Annotated in this window: 6 protein-coding genes; 4 read left to right on the forward strand and 2 right to left on the reverse strand. The window is 30.5% G+C overall.

The features are described 5' to 3' along the window. Positions 1 to 6: 6 nt before the first annotated feature. Positions 7 to 690 carry a response regulator transcription factor gene (locus tag ABLL_RS04470; protein ID WP_014473589.1) on the reverse strand — a complete coding sequence of 228 codons (684 nt, stop codon included), beginning with the start codon at positions 688 to 690 and terminating at the stop codon, positions 7 to 9. A 58-nt stretch (positions 691 to 748) separates the two neighbouring features. After that, positions 749 to 2,314 carry a transporter substrate-binding domain-containing protein gene (locus ABLL_RS04475; protein ID WP_014473590.1) on the reverse strand — a complete coding sequence of 522 codons (1,566 nt, stop codon included), beginning with the start codon at positions 2,312 to 2,314 and terminating at the stop codon, positions 749 to 751. 143 nt (positions 2,315 to 2,457) lie between these two features. On the opposite strand from ABLL_RS04475, the gene ABLL_RS04480 reads away from it, so the two are divergent. The 4 genes from ABLL_RS04480 to ABLL_RS04490 are packed head-to-tail and all read left to right on the forward strand — an operon-like array spanning position 2,458 to position 20,124. Then, positions 2,458 to 15,888, forward strand: a complete 13,431-nt coding sequence (locus ABLL_RS04480) for a filamentous hemagglutinin N-terminal domain-containing protein (protein WP_014473591.1) — start codon at positions 2,458 to 2,460, stop codon at positions 15,886 to 15,888. Positions 15,889 to 15,891: 3 nt separating this feature from the next. Continuing rightward, positions 15,892 to 17,175: a beta strand repeat-containing protein gene (locus ABLL_RS15245; RefSeq protein WP_371325623.1), complete on the forward strand. Its 1,284-nt coding sequence runs from the start codon at positions 15,892 to 15,894 to the stop codon at positions 17,173 to 17,175. Further along, positions 17,162 to 18,415, forward strand: a complete 1,254-nt coding sequence (locus ABLL_RS04485) for a hypothetical protein (protein WP_014473592.1) — start codon at positions 17,162 to 17,164, stop codon at positions 18,413 to 18,415. The genes ABLL_RS15245 and ABLL_RS04485 overlap by 14 nt, the downstream gene beginning before the upstream one ends. After that, positions 18,415 to 20,124 carry a ShlB/FhaC/HecB family hemolysin secretion/activation protein gene (locus ABLL_RS04490; protein WP_014473593.1) on the forward strand — a complete coding sequence of 570 codons (1,710 nt, stop codon included), beginning with the start codon at positions 18,415 to 18,417 and terminating at the stop codon, positions 20,122 to 20,124. The genes ABLL_RS04485 and ABLL_RS04490 overlap by 1 nt, the downstream gene beginning before the upstream one ends. Positions 20,125 to 20,896 lie beyond the last annotated feature (772 nt).

A 20,896-nucleotide genomic window follows, 5' to 3' on the forward strand; every position in this document is an offset into this window, starting at 1 on the left:
ACTTCTTTAGATTCTAATTAAATATCCTAAATCTTTAATAGTTATTATTACTTCTGTATCTAATTTTTTTCTTAATCTATAAACCATATTTCTCAATGTATTTTCATCAACATTTTCTTTAAAAACAATATTTTCGATAATCTCTTTTGTAACTAATTGATTTGATTTATCCAATAAAAGCTCTAAGAATAGTATTTCATTTTTACTTAGTGATATTTCTTGTTCATTTTTTATAATATTTTTTGTAATGAATGAATAACAAGTATTTTCATCAAGTTTTGTAAGAATTAAATTATTAGTTTCTAAAAAATGTATTACACTATCAAATGCATTTATTAAGTCATCATATAAAATAGGTTTTTCTAAATATTTTATTAAATTAATTTCAATTGCATTTAGTAACTTTTCTTTATCAGTATATGCACTCACAAGAATAATAGGAATCTTTTTATTTATTTCTCTTATAATTTTAGCTGTTTGGAATCCATCTAAATTAGGCATAACGTAGTCTAACATAAGAACATTAGGTTTTTTATTTTCATAGATTTTTAATGCTTCATTTCCATCAGATGCAATAAAAACTTCTTTAAAGAACATTTTTAAAATTCTTGTTATAGTTTCTCTAATTACTATGTCATCTTCTGCATAAAGAATTGATAATGATTTTAATATATTTATATTTTTAATCAAAGTTATAACCTTTTTTTAATAATTATAAAAAACAAATATCATTTTTATATCACGATTATTATTTTTTATCAAATAAAGTGATTTTTGCACCTGTTTTAGAATTTTCTATGATTATTCCCCAATCATTTTTTTCTAATATTTTAGAACTCATTTTTAATCCTAATCCTTTTTGTTCATTATTTAGGATTGTTTTTAATATATCTTTTTTGAAACCTTCACAATTGTCTCTAAAAATTATATTTTTTTCATTTATAAGTATTTCAATTTTCGGAATTTCAATATTTCTAATTTTAGAAATTTTAATACAATTTGTGAATAAATTTAACCAAATATGCATCCATTCATTTTTATTAGCACTTATTTTTAAAGGAAAATTTTCAATTATTTTAATATCAATTTTAGAATTTTTTATTTCAATATCAACTAATTTTAAAACCTCATTTATATTGTTTTTGATATTAAATTCTGAAAAATGATTCTCTTCTTTATAATAATTTAAAAATGTATTCATAGTATCAATCATAAATTTTATAGAATTTTCTGTATCTTTTAATCTATCATAAAAGGCTTCATTATTAATAAAATTTTCTTTTAGTTCATACATTAAAATCATCTCTAAATTCAATGAAGATATTTGTGTTAAACCATTTTTCCATTGATGAGAAATATTGCCTAGTAGTTCTCCAATTTCTGCTTTTCTTTTTTGTTCTATTAATTGCTGTTGTTGTTTTTGATTTTTCTTAATTTCGTTTTTTACTTTTTTATTCAGCATATAATTCCACAAAAGAATTATAAAAACAGCAATTAATAAAGTAGCTAAAATCCAAAGAGCAACCGTAAAAGTGGTAGTTTTTTCAATTACTATAGTTACATATTTATTTATAATGTTATCTATATCTTTTTTTGTGATTTTATTTATAGCTTTATTTAATATATCTCTTAAAATTGGTTCATCTTTTCTTACACCAATTCTTAGATTATTCTCATATCCTTTAGGTTCACCAATTATTTTAAGATTAAATATTCCATTTTTTTTGATAGTGTAAGCCGTAACTATCATAGATCGAAGCGTTAAATCTGCTTTTTGTTCTTCTACAAGTTTAAATGCCTCATCTTCACTATCTGTTGGTATGATTGTAAGATTTGGAAAATCTTTTGCAAAACGTTCAGCCATTGCTGTCTCTTTTGGAAGTGCTATTGATAAATTTTCTTTTGAAATATCTTCAATATATTTTCTTTCAACTCTTCCAACAAGGACATTTGGATCTTCAAATAAAACATCTGTAAATGTTAGCCATTCTCTTCTCTTTTGAGTATCATTTAAAAAACTTAAAATATCACATTTTTTCTCTTTTGAAAAAAGAATACTTTCATCCCAATTAGTTGTATAAATTAACTTAATTTTTATTTTTAATTTTTCTGAAATTAATTTTATTAAATCTGCTGCTATACCTTCATGAAATCCCTCTTTATTTATTTTTTCAAAGGGTTCCCAATCTGGGTCAACACACATAGTTATAGTTTTTTTTTCTTTTAAATAATTAATCTCTTTTTCATTTAAATTTATGTTTTTTGAAAAAAGTGAAGAAATTAAAAATAAAAAGATTAAAAAGATTTTTTTCATAGTTACTCAAATCATTTAAATTTTGCATATTTTACATAAATATGATTCTAAATGCAAAATAATCAAGTAAATAAATAAGTGATATAGAAATGATATTAGAACTATATACTTTAGTGATAAATTTCTCTAATTAGGAAAATGAAATGATAAAATTTAATCATGATTTTAGCTCACGATTTAGAATCTTAAAAGGTGGGAAAATAAGTCTAGTTGTATCAGCAATGCTAGGAAGTGCAATAATAGCAAGTGCAAGTCCAACACAAGGAGTTGTAACAAGTGGAACTGCAATAATTTCTCAAAGTGGGAATACAACAAATATAAATCAAAGTACACAAAAAGCCTCAATAAATTGGAAAGACTTTTCAATAAAATCAAATGAAGTAGTAAATTTTAATCAACCAAATCAAAATTCAATCACTCTAAATAGAGTAGTAGGTAATGAGAAATCAGTAATAGATGGAGCATTGAACGCAAATGGACAAGTTTGGATATTAAACTCAAATGGAATATTGTTTAATAAAAATGCAAAAGTAAATACAGCAGGATTAGTAGCAACAACAAAAGAACTTTCAGATAAGGATTTTCAAGCAGGGAATTATAACTTTAAAGGTGATAGTACAAATAGCGTAATAAACCTAGGAACAATAGAAGTAACAAATAATTCATATGTAGTGTTAGCTTCAAATGAAGTAAAAAATTCTGGAACAATAAAAGCAATAAAAGGGAAAGTATATTTAAGTGGAGCAAGTGAATATACAGTAAACCTAAATGGGAATTCTATTGTAGATTTAGTAGTGTCAAAAGGAGTTCTTGATGCAATGGTTGAGAACTCAGGAACTATCGTAGCAAATGGTGGAGAGATATATTTAACAACAAATGCAGTAAATGAACTGTTAAAAGGAGTTGTAAATAATACAGGAGTTATAGAAGCTAATAGTTTAGATGATATTTCAGGTAAAGTAGAACTTGTAGCAAATAATGGAGAAGTTATAAATTCAGGAACTATAGATGTTAGCTCTAATACTGGAAAAGCAGGAAAAATTATTGTAACAGGTGAAAACACAACTATAACTCAAACAGCTTCAATAAAAGCAGATGGAAAAACAGGTGGTGGAACTATTTATGTTGGAGGAAGTTGGCAAAATAGTGATAAATCAGTTTCTCAAGCTACAAAAACAATTGTTGAAAAAAATGCAAAAATCACAGCAAATGCAACAGATAATGGTGATGGAGGAACTATTGCTATTTGGTCTGATGTAACAAAATCAAATTCTCTTACAAAAGTAGCTGCTACTCTTGAAGCAAAAGCTGGAAATAATGGTGGAAATGGTGGAAAAATTGAAACGTCTGGATATACACTTGATACTGAAAATATAAGTGTAACAGCAGCTGCACCAAAAGGAAAAGGTGGTTTATGGTTATTAGATCCAACTGATACAACAATAACGCAATCTGTAGCAAATAGTTATGTTAGTACTTTAAATGGTGGAACAAGTGTAGAAAATATAGTCTCAGGTTCTATGACAATTTCAAATGGTGTAATTATCTCCAAAACATCAGGAAATGAAGTTACATTAAAACTACAATCAACAGGTTCAGGTTATATTTATATAGGTTCAGGCGTACAAATTAGTGATACAGCTTCAAGTATATTGAATTTTACTATTGAAACAGCAGGTCCAGTTTATTTTGAAAACAATGGTAGTTCTAATCAAACTATAAATATACATGGAGATTTAGATATAGGGGCTGCTTCAAATGGGTATTCTGTAGGAAATGCTTATTCTTATGGTGATACATATAAAAATGGTGTTTATATAGGTAACTATAATAAGTTCACAGCGGATAATATAAATATTAGAGGTAAAGGATATGACTATAATATTAGTTATTATAATGGAGCTTCTAAAGTTGGAGGAGAAGGAATATTAGTTGGTTCAAATACTAATATTTTATCACTTACAGATATAAATCTTAAAGGACAAGGTGGAGCTGGTTCAAATGCAAGTGATGCTGCGAATGCTGAAAATAATGTAGTTATTTCAGGTTCAACAGGTGCTAATTATACTTATAACGCAGGAGCAGCAAGTAATTATGTATATACTCAACCAAGTGCAGTTTCATCAGGTGCAGGTACTGATAGTCATGGATATACAGGAGCATCTTCTTATGGGGGACAAGGATTATCTGGTTCAAATGGAGATAGTGCTTTTGCTACAGCAGCTGCAGGTGGAAATGGAGTATCAATCTCATCAAGTACAACTATTGAAGCTAGAAGAGACCTAACTGTAACAGGTATTGGTGGAAAAGGTGGAAATGGTGGAAATGGTGGAAACGGTGGAATGGGAGATACTGGAGGAACTGCTTACAATGGAGAAGGTGGAGGTAATGCTAAAGGGGGAGATACTTCTGGAACATACCAACAATTTGACCATTATTCTTATCACTATGATGGGGCAGGACCTTATAATTCATCTGGTCAATGGGTTGGTTATGGTCAACCTGGAAGTGGATATTATCAACAAGCTAATTATATAACAGCTTATTACTCAGGCGGATATGCTTATGGAGGTACAGGAGGTAACTCTATTGGAGGAACAGGAGGAACAGGAGGTACTGGTGGAAATGGAAGTGCAGGTGCAAGTGGTGGTATTGGTATAAAAGTAACTAGTGCTACTTTAGAAGCCCGAAGAGACTTAAAACTTGAAGCAACTGGAGGAGCAGGAGGTACAGGAGGCTCTGGTGGAACCGGAGGTACTGGGGGTACTGGAGGTACTTATGCTACAGCTGGACAAGGAGGTAATGTAGAGCTTGGACACAACACTATTAGTGGCGCTAATTATGGCGGTTATACTTATGGTTCAAGTGGTTCAGCACATATGGGAGATGGTGGAACAGGAGGAACAGGTGGAACTGGTGGAGCTGGTGGAAACTCTGGATATGCAATATCTTTAGAATCAGCTACTTCAATTCATGCAGATGAAAATATTACTTTTGATACTACAAGAGGTGCTGCAGGATATGGAGGAAATACTGGATATGGAGGTACTGGAGGTACTGGTTGGAACAATGGAAGTTCAGGAAGTAGTGGCTCTTCTTGGGGTAGTGGTTATGTATATGCAGGTATTTATACAAATGGAGCTGCTGTAATAGGAGATACAAATTCTTCAGGTGGAACATATACAGGGAATATTAATCTTATAGCGGATGCAATTTCTTTAAATACAAGCACAACTATAAAATCTCTTGGTGGGATATTAAATATTAAAGCAAAAACTGATGGTACAAGTATAGGTATTGGAAGTTATGGAACACTTAATTTATCATCAAACTTTTTTTGGAATGGAACTTCAGGTATTGCAAAAGATGGTTTTAGTGTAATAAATATAGGAAGTGCTGATTTATCGAATCCTATTTCAATTTCATCAACTGTTACATCAACTGATAATTTAAATTTCATTACAAAATCTGGAACTTATATAGATTTATATACAGGAACTTTAACAAGTAATGATAATAATATCACTTTCAATGGTGCAGTTAGAGTTTTAGGAGGTCAAGATAGTACAATTAGTACAGGAAGTGGAAGTGGAAATATAGTATTTAATGATACTATAAATGGAAATACTACAAATTCTGGAAACTTAACATTAAATGCTGGTACTGGAAATATCGACTTTAATGGAGCTATTGGAAATAATACAACTTTTGCAAATTTAACAATCACAAATTCTGCTTTAACGAATTTTAATAGTACAGTAAATATTGGTACAAATCTTACTCAAACAAATGCAGCAACTAATACTACAACCTTTGCAAATACAGTAAATGTTGGTGGAGCAGCAACTTTAAGAGGTACTGTTTTTAATATAAACAATAGTTGGAATAGTACAGGAGCAACTTCATTTGTAAATTCAGGATTAATTACTAAATCACAAACAGGAGATATAACTGCAAATGGTGGTTTTAGTACATCTGGAGATATTAATCTTGCTTCTAATATTAGTACAACAAATACAAACTTATCAATAGGTGGGAATTTAACTATTGCTGAAGGAAAATCTGTTCTTTTAAGTACATCAACGGGTGCAGGAAATATTACTGTTAGTGGGCAAACACAAGGAACAAGTGGTGGAACAAATGAAGCTTTAGCTTTAACTACTGGTGCGGGAAATATTACTTTTTCTGATTTAGTTGGGAGAAAAGAGGATTTTGATTTAACTACTTTAACAATAAACTCAGTTGCAACAGCAACTTTTGATAAAAAAGTTGATTTAAAAGGAATATTTTCACAAATTGCTGGAAGTGTAGCTACAACATTTAATGATGAGGTTGATGTAGGAACTCTTACTTTAACTGGAACAGCTTTTAATTTTAATAATAATTTAAATTCAGATTCAACTACAACTATCACAAATAGTGGCTTAGTTACAAAATCTAATGTAGGAAATATTACATCAACAGGAGCATTTAGTACAAGTGGTGCATTAACTTTAGGTAGTGATTTAACAACTGCAACAGGTAGTATTTCTGTGGGAGGAGCCTTGACATTAAGTGTACCAACAGATGGTGCAAATGGGATAGTAACTATACTTGCAAATGATAGAGCAAGTAATATTACTATTAATTCTATAACTGGTGCAAATCAAAACTTAGAATTGATTTCAGGTTCAGGAAATATTACAGTTACAAATAATGCAACTGGATTAAATAAATTAATTTTACAAGAAGATGCTGAAACATCAACAGGAAGTGTTACTCTAAGTGGAAATGTTGGAGTAGTTGATTTTGAAACTTATGCAAGAAGTTATGATGTCTCTTTATTAGGTTCTTCAAATACATTTACAAATCAAACAACTTTTTTAAATAAAGGTAACTTAGTTTTAGGAAATGCAACAGCTGATACATTTAATTTTACAAATGGTTTAAATACAGTTGCAGCTTCAACAGATACAAATAAAAAAGTTCAACTTTTCTCTACAATCAATACAACAAATAGTGACATAGTTACAGATGATGTGACTTTAAATGGAAATACAATAATAAGTACAAATAGTGGAATTGGAAATATAGATTTCAAAGGAACAGTAGATGGAACTTATGATTTAACTTTAAGTGCTGGAACTGGAAATGTTACTTTTGAAGATAAAGTTGGAGAGACTAATAGATTAGCAAATTTAGTTATAAATTCTGCAACAAAAACAGATTTTAATGATTCTGTAAAAGTTGCAAGTGCATCACTTACAGGTGGAATTTTTAATCTAAATAATACTTGGGACTCTACAACTTCAACAACATTTACAAATAGTGGATTAATAACTGTTAATCAAAATTCAGATATTACAACAGGAACAACATTTAGTGCAACAGGAGATATTAGTTTAAATTCAAATATTACTACAACAAATAATAATCTTACAATTGGTGGAAATCTTGATTTACTTGCTAATACTGTTACTTTATCAACAGGAACAGGAGTTGGAAATATTAGTTTAAATTCAGCAACTGGAAATAATAAAAATCTAAAATTAATTTCAGGGCAAGGAAGCATAACTTCAAGCGGAAGTATAAGTGGAATTGATACTTTAAGTATTCAAGAGGGAATTACTACAACTCCAGGAAGTGTTGTATTTAATGGAAATTTATCTGTAAATACTCTAAGTACACAAGCAAGTAATTATGATATAAGTTTATATGGAACAAATACAACTATACAAAATGCTATTACTTTTAATAATACTGGAAATTTAAATTTAGGAAATGGTTCAGACACAATAAATTTTGTAAATGGATTAAATACTGATAATCCAAGTTTAGTAAATATCAATGGAACTATTCAATCAGAGGGTACTTCAGTTATTTCATTAGGTGATAGTAACACAGCTGTAAAAATTTTAGGTAATTCAATTATTGGAGGAACTTCAACTGGAAATATTGATATTTCAGCAGTAACTTTAAGTGATGGAGCAACATTAACTTTAGGAACAGGAATAAATAATGATATTGCAGTTGATTCAATTACAGGAACGGCAAGTGGAGCAGTTTCAAATTTAGGAATTAACTCTATAGGAAATGTTTCAATTGGAAATATTGGAACAGATATAGGAACTATCACTATTACAAAAAGTGCAGATACAACATTTACAGGAACTGTTAATACTAATAACCTGACTATTTTAAACGGTACAGAAAATAAAACAATAGCTTTCGATGGTAATTTAACTGTAAATACAGCTATGTCTGCATTAGCTGGTAGCTCAAATTATAATATAGCATTATTAGGGAGTTCAAACTCAATAGCTGGAAATACAACTTTGAGTAATACAGGAAATTTAACATTAGGTGATTCTTCTACTGATACGACAACTTTTACAAATGGTTTAACTGCAACTTCTCAAAATAGTATAAATTTATTTGGTGAAACAAAATCGACTACATCAGCAGCTACAATTACACTAGGTAATAGTGAATTATTAGGTACTTCTAAATTAACTACAAATAATGGAAACATAAATTTAAATGGTAGATTAAATGGTGCAAATAATATCACTTTAACAGCTGGAATAGGAACTGTTAATATAAATAATACTATTGGAGATACAACTCGTTTAGGAGCACTTACAATTGCCTCTGCAACTACTACAAATATAGCAAGTGATATTAAAGCTGCATCAACTTCAATTACTAGTGGTACGATTAATATTAATAGTGGAGCCGATTCTGTTGATACTACATCAACACAGCTTTATACAGGAGCCGTAATCTTAGGACAAAACACAACTCTAACAGGAAGTGATGTAACATTTGGAGGAACATTAAACTCAAGTAATACAGCAGGAACAAGTGATTATAGAACATTAAGTATAAATGGGAATGGAATATTTAATGGAATAGTAGGAGCAACATACGCTTTAGGAAGTTTAGATGTAAGTGGAACAACAGCAATAAATAGCGCTTCAATAAGAACAAAAGATAATCAAACATATAATGGTGTGACAACTCTAGGAGCAAATACAACATTAAGCACAACAAATAATGGAACAATCTGGTTTAAAAATAATTTAGATAGTACAACAAGCGTAAGAAATTTAACTATTAATAATGGAAATGGGAATGTAATATTTGATGGAACTACAGGAAATACATTAGCCTTAGGAACAGTAGGAATAACAGGTAATAATGTAACAATAAATAAAGCATTTAATAGTGGAGCAATGAGTGTAACAAACTCAGGATTGTTTACAACAAGTAGTGAAGGAGATATAAACGCAAGTGGAGGATTTACACAAAATGGTGTAGGAACAAATAGCTTAGCAGGAGATATCACAACAGTAAATAATAATATAAGCTTTGCGAAAGCAGTAGTATTAACAGACGATGTTGTAATGAGTACAGGAAGTGGTGCTGGTAATATCTCTTTTGCTCAAACTATAGATGGAACAACACCATCAACTGAAACTTTAACTTTAACAGCAGGAACTGGAAATGTAGTATTTACAGGCTTAGTTGGTAACACAACACAGTTAGGTGATATTATAATAAACTCAGCAACAAATGTAACTACAAATGGTATTAAAGCTGCAAGTTTTGAACAAAAAGCTGGAACTGGAACTACAACAGTTAATTTGGGGACATTTAGTGATGTTGGACAACAATCTCTTTATACAAGTGCTACAAAAGGGATTGATATAACTACTTCTACAATCTCATTTACAGGAGCAATTCAAACTGTTAATAATGGTAATTTAAGACTAAAAGCAAATAATAACTTATCTCTAACTCAAACTGCAACAGCAGATGGTTCAGGAAATGTTAATCTTGAAGCTGGTGGATTACTTACTATTGGAGCATTAGTTTCAACAGGAACAGGAAATATTACATTGATTGGTGGAACAGGTGTTACACATACTGGATCTTCAGGTGGACTTAGAACTACTGAAAATGGAGAAATAAGTGTTACAGCTACAACTGGAAATATCACAATGGCAGATGGAACAGTATATGAAGTTGATGATGGTGATGTTACATTATTAGCTGCAAATAACATTTTATTAGGTGAAATAAAAGCACAAAAAGTTGTTGGTGGAAATACTGTTGATGGAGATAGTTTAATAAGAGTTACTGCAACAAATGGAAATATTACAGATAATACAGCTTCTAGTAATCCAAATATCATAGGTAGAGTTGCAGCTTTAAATGGCAAAACAGGAGTAGGTGCTAGTAATAAATATATTCAAACACAAGTAAAAGAATTAAGTCTTAATGCAAATACTGGTGGAATATATGTAAATAGTTATGGTGATGTTGCCTTTGGAAGTGCTGATGGTGGAGTAACTGGAACTACAACTTCAGGAGATATTGTTGTAACTGCAACAGGAACAATTACTACTGCTGGTGAAGTTGTAACAAAAGGAGCTATTACTTTAGATAATTTAACGGCAACTGGTTCAGAAGGTATAGTTTTAAATGATAATATAACAGCTGATGGATTAGTAACATTTAAAACACATGGTGATTTTTCAATGCTTGGAGAAGCTGATATTTTTGCAAAAGGAGGTTTCTCTATTTTAGCTGATGGAGATACTAAATTAGCTGGAAAAATTAGAACTAACAATAGTGATATTACATTTAACAGTAAGTTTTATTTAGTTGGTGATTTAACTTTAGATACAAATACTGGTGCTGGAAATATTAGTTTACAAGAAGTTGAAAATGATGCAACAGCTTTAGGTAGTCCACATAGTTTGACTTTAGCAGCAGGAACAGGAAATGTTATATTCAATAAAACGTTAGGTGTTGATGCGCTTACAGGTAAACTTGATGAGTTAAAAATAACTTCAGCAAATAGTGTAACTTTAGATAAAGACCACCAAGTAAACTCTATAGATTGGACAGCAACAAATATTAATTTAAATAGAGCTAATTATGTAACAACTGGTTCTCAAAGTTATAACGGAGCCGTAGTCTTAGGACAAAACACAACTCTAACAGGAAGTGATGTAACATTTGGAGGAACATTAAACTCAAGTAATACCTCAGGAACAAGTGATTATAGAACATTAAGTATAAATGGGAATGGAATATTTAATGGAATAGTAGGAGCAACATCCGCTTTAGGAAGTTTAGATGTAAGTGGAACAACTGCAATAAATAGCGCTTCAATAAGAACAAAAGATAATCAAACATATAATGGTGTGACAACTCTAGGAGCAAATACAACATTAAGTACAATAAATAATGGAACAATCTGGTTTAAAGATAATTTAGATAGTACAACAAGCGTAAGAAATTTAACTATTAATAATGGAAATGGGAATGTAATATTTGATGGAACTACAGGAAATACGTTAGCCTTAGGAACAGTAGGAATAACAGGTAATAATGTAACAATAAATAAAGCATTTAATAGTGGAGCAATGAGTGTAACAAACTCAGGATTGTTTACAACAAGTAGTGAAGGTGATATAAATGCAAGTGGAGGATTTACACAAAATGGTGTAGGAACAAATAGCTTAGCAGGAGATATCACAACAGTAAATAATAATATAAGCTTTGCAAAAGCAGTAGTATTAACAGATGATGTTGTAATGAGTACAGGAAGTGGTGTTGGTAATATCTCTTTTGCAGATACTGTAAACAGTGATGATGTATCTACACCTAGAGATTTAACATTATCAACAGGAACAGGAACTAATAGTTTTGGTGGTGCAGTTGGAAATACAGCTGCTTTAGATGAATTAATAATAAATTCATCTAATACTTTAAATTTAAATCAATCTATTAAATCTTCTAAACTTAAAGCAAATAGTGATTTAATTACTTTAGGAAGTAATGCTGATATTCAGACTTCTGGAACACAAAATTATAACGGTGCAGTTGTTTTAAATGCAAATACAACATTAACAGGAAGTAAAATTACTTTTGAAAATACTGTGGATAGTGATAATACAGGTGGAGCAACACCAATATCAAATTATAGATTTTTAGACATTGTTGGAGATGTTGTATTTAATGGAGCAGTGGGTTCTAATTATGAATTAGGAACATTAAGTGTATCAGGTGATTCTGAAATAAATGGAGGAGTTGTAAAAACTAATGGAACTCAAACATATACAGGTGCAGTTACATTAGGAAATGACACTTCATTTGTTACAAATAATTCAGATATAACTTTTGGCAGTTCTATCGATGCAAAAGCTGGAGTTACACCTGCTCCAAATCTATCTTTTACAGCTGGAAATGGTGATATTTCAGTTTCAGGTGCAATTGGTTCAAATTCAGCTTTAGGTGATATTGAAATAGTATCAGCAAAAGATGTAACAACAAATGGAATTACAGCAGATAATTTTACACAGTTATCAGGTACTGGAACAAGTACTTTTAATGGAACAACAGATTTAACAGGAAATTTTGATTTTACAGGAACAAATTTAACTGTAAATGCTCCTATGAATATAGATGGAAGTGCTGAAATTACAAATTCAGGATTATTTACAACAAGTTCAAACGGTGATATTTTAGCTAAAGATGGTTTTGTTCAAAATGGAACAGGAGATAATAGTTTAGCTGGAGATATAACAACCGATGGAAATAATATTAGTTTTGCTGGAAATGTAACTTTAACTGATGATATTACTATAAGTACAGGAACTGGTCCAGGAGATGTGACATTTGCAAAAGAAGTTAATAGTGATGGTAGTACACCTGCAAATGGACTTACAATTAATGCTTTAGATGGAGTAGTTAAATTTGATGAAGCTATTGGGGGAAGATCACCTTTAGGTAATTTTAGTGTTACATCAAATGAGTTTTTATTTAATGATTTAACATCAACTTCAAATATTGATATAAATGTACAAGGTGATTTTGAATCAGGTAATATAACAGCTGGTGGAGATATGTCAATCTCTACAACAGGTGATATAACACAAAAAAGTGGTTCAAGTTTGGTTATTACTGGTGATTCAACTTTTGAAGCAGTAGGAGGAGATTTAATTCTTACTGAAGCTGGAAATTCATTTACTGGTCAAGTAAATATGACTGCACAAGATATACAAATAGATTATGCAGGAGGGGATTTTACTGTTGGAAATGTATCTTCAACAAATCTTGATATTACTTCAACTACTGGAGATATAACTCAAGCGAGTGGAACATCTATCGTTGTATTAAATGAGACAACATTGTCTTCAACAACTGGAGATGTAACACTAGATGGAGAAAATGACTTCCAAGGAACAGTAAACGCAAGTGGAGCAAATGTAGCATTAAATGATGTAAATGGAATAGAATTAGGAACAATCACTGCAAGTGAATCTCTAGGTGTAAGTGCAACAGATGATATAACACAAAGCCCAAGTTCAGTAATTACTTCAAATGGTGAGACAACATTATCTTCAACAACTGGAGATGTAACACTAGATGGAGAAAATGACTTCCAAGGAACAGTAAACGCAAGTGGAGCAAATGTAGCATTAAATGATGTAAATGGAATAGAATTAGGAACAATCACTGCAAGTGAATCTTTAGGTGTAAGTGCAACAGATGATATAACACAAAGCCCAAGTTCAGTAATTACTTCAAATGGTGAGACAACATTATCTTCAACAACTGGAGATGTAACACTAGATGGAGAAAATGACTTCCAAGGAACAGTAAACGCAAGTGGAGCAAATGTAGCATTAAATGATGTAAATGGAATAGAATTAGGAACAATCACTGCAAGTGAATCTCTAGGTGTAAGTGCAACAGATGATATAACACAAAGCCCAAGTTCAGTAATTACTTCAAATGGTGAGACAACATTATCTTCAACAACTGGAGATGTAACACTAGATGGAGAAAATGACTTCCAAGGAACAGTAAACGCAAGTGGAGCAAATGTAGCATTAAATGATGTAAATGGAATAGAATTAGGAACAATCACTGCAAGTGAATCTCTAGGTGTAAGTGCAACAGATGATATAACACAAAGCCCAAGTTCAGTAATTACTTCAAATGGTGAGACAACATTATCTTCAACAAATGGAGATGTAACACTAGATGGAGAAAATGACTTCCAAGGAACAGTAAACGCAAGTGGAGCAAATGTAGCATTAAATGATGTAAATGGAATAGAATTAGGAACAATAAGCGCAAGTGAATCTTTAGGTGTAAGTGCAACAGATGATATAACACAAAGCCCAAGTTCAGTAATTACTTCAAATGGTGAGACAACATTATCTTCAACAACTGGAGATGTAACACTAGATGGAGAAAATGACTTCCAAGGAACAGTAAACGCAAGTGGAGCAAATGTAGCATTAAATGATGTAAATGGAATAGAATTAGGAACAATAAGCGCAAGTGAATCTTTAGGTGTAAGTGCAACAGATGATATAACACAAAGCCCAAGTTCAGTAATTACTTCAAATGGTGAGACAACATTATCTTCAACAACTGGAGATGTAACACTAGATGGAGAAAATGACTTCCAAGGAACAGTAAACGCAAGTGGAGCAAATGTAGCATTAAATGATGTAAATGGAATAGAATTAGGAACAATAAGCGCAAGTGAATCTTTAGGTGTAAGTGCAACAGATGATATAACACAAAGCCCAAGTTCAGTAATTACTTCAAATGGTGAGACAACATTATCTTCAACAACTGGAGATGTAACACTAGATGGAGAAAATGACTTCCAAGGAACAGTAAACGCAAGTGGAGCAAATGTAGCATTAAATGATGTAAATGGAATAGAATTAGGAACAATCACTGCAAGTGAATCTTTAGGTGTAAGTGCAACAGATGATATAACACAAAGCCCAAGTTCAGTAATTACTTCAAATGGTGAGACAACATTATCTTCAACAACTGGAGATGTAACACTAGATGGAGAAAATGACTTCCAAGGAACAGTAAACGCAAGTGGAGCAAATGTAGCATTAAATGATGTAAATGGAATAGAATTAGGAACAATCACTGCAAGTGAATCTCTAGGTGTAAGTGCAACAGATGATATAACACAAAGCCCAAGTTCAGTAATTACTTCAAATGGTGAGACAACATTATCTTCAACAAATGGAGATGTAACACTAGATGGAGAAAATGACTTCCAAGGAACAGTAAACGCAAGTGGAGCAAATGTAGCATTAAATGATGTAAATGGAATAGAATTAGGAACAATAAGCGCAAGTGAATCTTTAGGTGTAAGTGCAACAGATGATATAACACAAAGCCCAAGTTCAGTAATTACTTCAAATGGTGAGACAACATTATCTTCAACAACTGGAGATGTAACACTAGATGGAGAAAATGACTTCCAAGGAACAGTAAACGCAAGTGGAGCAAATGTAGCATTAAATGATGTAAATGGAATAGAATTAGGAACAATCACTGCAAGTGAATCTTTAGGTGTAAGTGCAACAGATGATATAACACAAAGCCCAAGTTCAGTAATTACTTCAAATGGTGAGACAACATTATCTTCAACAACTGGAGATGTAACACTAGATGGAGAAAATGACTTCCAAGGAACAGTAAACGCAAGTGGAGCAAATGTAGCATTAAATGATGTAAATGGAATAGAATTATGAACAATCACTGCAAGTGAATCTTTAGGTGTAAGTGCAACAGATGATATAACACAAAGCCCAAGTTCAGTAATTACTTCAAATGGTGAGACAACATTATCTTCAACAACTGGAGATGTAACACTAGATGGAGAAAATGACTTCCAAGGAACAGTAAACGCAAGTGGAGCAAATGTAGCATTAAATGATGTAAATGGAATAGAATTAGGAACAATCACTGCAAGTGAATCTCTAGGTGTAAGTGCAACAGATGATATAACACAAAGCCCAAGTTCAGTAATTACTTCAAATGGTGAGACAACATTATCTTCAACAACTGGAGATGTAACACTAGATGGAGAAAATGACTTCCAAGGAACAGTAAACGCAAGTGGAGCAAATGTAGCATTAAATGATGTAAATGGAATAGAATTAGGAACAATCACTGCAAGTGAATCTCTAGGTGTAAGTGCAACAGATGATATAACACAAAGCCCAAGTTCAGTAATTACTTCAAATGGTGAGACAACATTATCTTCAACAACTGGAGATGTAACACTAGATGGAGAAAATGACTTCCAAGGAACAGTAAACGCAAGTGGAGCAAATGTAGCATTAAATGATGTAAATGGAATAGAATTAGGAACAATCAGCGCAAGTGAATCTTTAGGTGTAAGTGCAACAGATGATATAACACAAAGCCCAAGTTCAGTAATTACTTCAAATGGTGAGACAACATTATCTTCAACAACTGGAGATGTAACACTAGATGGAGAAAATGACTTCCAAGGAACAGTAAACGCAAGTGGAGCAAATGTAGCATTAAATGATGTAAATGGAATAGAATTAGGAACAATCACTGCAAGTGAATCTTTAGGTGTAAGTGCAACAGATGATATAACACAAAGCCCAAGTTCAGTAATTACTTCAAATGGTGAGACAACATTATCTTCAACAACTGGAGATGTAACACTAGATGGAGAAAATGACTTCCAAGGAACAGTAAACGCAAGTGGAGCAAATGTAGCATTAAATGATGTAAATGGAATAGAATTAGGAACAATCACTGCAAGTGAATCTCTAGGTGTAAGTGCAACAGATGATATAACACAAAGCCCAAGTTCAGTAATTACTTCAAATGGTGAGACAACATTATCTTCAACAACTGGAGATGTAACACTAGATGGAGAAAATGACTTCCAAGGAACAGTAAACGCAAGTGGAGCAAATGTAGCATTAAATGATGTAAATGGAATAGAATTAGGAACAATCACTGCAAGTGAATCTTTAGGTGTAAGTGCAACAGCATGATATAACACAAAGCCCAAGTTCAGTAATTACTTCAAATGGTGAGACAACATTATCTTCAACAACTGGAGATGTAACACTAGATGGAGAAAATGACTTCCAAGGAACAGTAAACGCAAGTGGAGCAAATGTAGCATTAAATGATGTAAATGGAATAGAATTAGGAACAATAAGCGCAAGTGAATCTTTAGGTGTAAGTGCAACAGATGATATAACACAAAGCCCAAGTTCAGTAATTACTTCAAATGGTGAGACAACATTATCTTCAACAACTGGAGATGTAACACTAGATGGAGAAAATGACTTCCAAGGAACAGTAAACGCAAGTGGAGCAAATGTAGCATTAAATGATGTAAATGGAATAGAATTAGGAACAATCACTGCAAGTGAATCTTTAGGTGTAAGTGCAACAGATGATATAACACAAAGCCCAAGTTCAGTAATTACTTCAAATGGTGAGACAACATTATCTTCAACAACTGGAGATGTAACACTAGATGGAGAAAATGACTTCCAAGGAACAGTAAACGCAAGTGGAGCAAATGTAGCATTAAATGATGTAAATGGAATAGAATTAGGAACAATAAGCGCAAGTGAATCTTTAGGTGTAAGTGCAACAGATGATATAACACAAAGCCCAAGTTCAGTAATTACTTCAAATGGTGAGACAACATTATCTTCAACAACTGGAGATGTAACACTAGATGGGAGAACTAATCAGTTTAAGGGCAAAATAAATCTAAATGCAAAAAATGCAAAAATAAATGCGACATCAAAGCTTAATTTAGGTGATATAAAACTTAATACAAAACTTCAAGGAACAGGTGCCCCTAATGATACTTTGAATGCATCAGATATATCTAATATCATTACGAAAGATTTTTCAAATGTTGAAAAAAATATAAAAATAGTTACTGATAATTTAAAAAATTTATTTTCAAATAAATTAGAAAATAATAATTTAACAGCATCAATTATAGAAAGATTGAATTTTCCTAACACAAATAATATTTCATTAGTTTCAATTCCTCCTGAAAAAATAGAAGTTGAAAAAATAACTTTTAGTGAATTAGTTTTAATGAATGAAAAAAGCCAAAATAAAGATGTTAATAGTGACATAATTATAGCTTTAGCAGAAAATTCAGCTATCAAACTTATAAATAGTGGTGTAAATCTTCCTGAAGGTGTTGAACAAGAATTTTATGTAATTAAACAAGATAAAGATAACAAAGGTATAAATTAATGAAAAAAGTAATAATAGTTTCTTTTTTAGCTTCAAATATTTTATTTGGAGCTAATTTTCCAAATGTTGATGCAATACAAAACTCTATAAATCTACCAAAAACTGTTGAAGAAAAAAATTTAGAAAATAAAAATAATTTAATAGAAATAGATGGTAAAAAAAAATATGCTCCTATAATGATTGATGATAAAAGTGGTAAAAAGTTATATATAAAAAACTATACTTTTGAAGGAAATGAACATATTTTATCTATAGATTTAGAAAAATTAACAAATAGTTTTAAAGATAAAGAATTAAGTTTCTCTGAACTTCAAAATATAGCTTCTTTAATTACAAAAGAGTATAGAGATAGAGGATATTTTGTTGCACGAGCTTATATACCGAAACAAAATATTCAAGAAAACGATAATGTTTTGAAAATAGCAATAATAGAAGGAAATTATGGGCAATTTAAATTAACAAATAATTCTTATGTAAAAGATTTTTTTATACAAGCAATATTGGATGATGCAAAAAGTAGAGATGATGTAATTGGTACAAATACTTTAGAAAGAAGTATGTTAATTATAAATGATTTACCAGGAGTAATTGTATCAAAAGCAAATGTAAAACCAGGAGTAGATGTAGGAACTAGTGATTTTGAGATAGAAACTCAAAAGACTTCATTTTATGATGGATATTTAGTGGGTGATAATTATGGGAGTAAATTTACTGGTAAGAATAGAATTATTGCAGGATTAAATCTAAATTCTCCATTACAGCTTGGAGATAAATTATCTTTCAATGGTTTGATAAGTAATGGAGAAAATATAAAAAATTATAAAATGGGATATAGTTTCCCTCTTATGGCAAACGGATTAAAAGCTGAGACAAGCTATTCAAAAACAAAATATGATTTAGTCAAATTAGATCAAACAACGCCAGATGGAATTTATGATGGATATACTTCAAATATTGAAGCAGGAATAATTTATCCTATCATTAGGTCAAGAATAGAGAATTTAAATATTTCAACTTATTATTCTAATAAAAAGTTAAAAGATTATTATGATGATTCTATATCAAAAAATAGGGAAATAAATAATATAAAAATAGGATTAGATTATACAAAAAATTATAGTTTATTAGGTTTTGATACATATACAAAATTAGAGTCTTTTTACACTTTAGGAAAGTTAAATATAAAGGATGCAGACTCAAAAGAACTAGATAAAAATGGTGTAAATACTCAAGGAAGTTATTCTAAAGTAAATTTAAATTTAGAATCAGAAATGATTTTCACTCCAGTGTATTCATTAAATACGAATATAAAAACACAATATGCTTTAAAAAATAAAAATTTAGATGGAAGTGAAGATTTTACATTAGGTGGAAGTGATGGAGTAAAAGTATTTTCAGATAGTGAACAAAGCGTTGAAAATGCATTGGTATTTAATGTAGAATTTTTTACAAAATTACCAAATATATCTGAACTTAATCATAAAATAGGTTTTTTTTATGATTTAGGTACAGGAGATATGAGTAATAGCTCAAAAGATACAGAATTTGAAAAAAGAACTTTACAAGATATAGGTATTGGATATTATACAAATTATAAAAATTCATTTACTAGATTACAATTAGCAAGAGTAGTTGGTGGTCAAGATATTGAAGTTGAAAGTGTTGGAAATATTTCTAGAGTTCTCTTTCAAATAGGAATAGTGTTTTAAAATATTTTAAATAAGGAATGATTTGTAGAATTTTATCAATATTTTATACGTAAATTAAAATTAATTAAGCCTTTAGAAATAATATACATTTTATCTATTTCTTTGGCATTTTCAACTATAATATAGTTAATTGTTAAATATAAATATTTTATTTTGCTATTGAAAATAATGATAAAAGGAATATAATGGGATTAGGTGTCCCGTATAGTCTCTTTTATATCCTCTCCTGAGCCCCTAAAAATAGCACTTATTGTACTGTTTGAATTCATATTTAAATTCTTCAGTCCTTGAAAAGTCCTTGGATATTTTTTATTAATAAATATAAAAAAAATTAATTTTTTTTAATTAATTTATATTTTTAAGTTAAAAATTTTATAAATTTCTTTTTATCAATACATTATTAAACATTTTTTATAAATAGTATTCATTATTCTGCAATATCAATCAAAAAATTCTTTATTGTAATTGTTCACAAAACCTTATATACTAGCTCTATAAATATTTAGAGCTTGGCAAGCTACATATCTGCTTAGTAGATTTATCGCTCGATAAATTTGCTAAGCTCTAAGTATTTTAATTAGATATGTATCTTGCCAAATTTACATTCTAATTTTAAATACAAATCTCAAAATAAATTCAAATGTTAAATATAAAAGTATGAAAGCCACTTAATTGTTGGAGAATATTTTTATGTCTAAAAAAAGGAGTATTTCAGCAATCCTTCACTGTTAGTTTGGCGACTACAAGAATTGCTAAAAAAGTGATAGCATCT

It is taken from the genome of Arcobacter sp. L (assembly GCF_000284235.1).
GTDB lineage: Bacteria > Campylobacterota > Campylobacteria > Campylobacterales > Arcobacteraceae > Aliarcobacter > Aliarcobacter defluvii.

What these genes read in the sequence shown, in the direction of transcription:
- ABLL_RS04475 (WP_014473590.1), bottom strand. Translation starts at nt 2,314, where the DNA reads ATGAAAAAAATCTTTTTAATCTTTTTATTTTTAATTTCTTCACTTTTT.
- ABLL_RS04480 (WP_014473591.1), top strand. Translation starts at nt 2,458, where the DNA reads ATGATAAAATTTAATCATGATTTTAGCTCACGATTTAGAATCTTAAAA.
- ABLL_RS04490 (WP_014473593.1), top strand. Translation starts at nt 18,415, where the DNA reads ATGAAAAAAGTAATAATAGTTTCTTTTTTAGCTTCAAATATTTTATTT.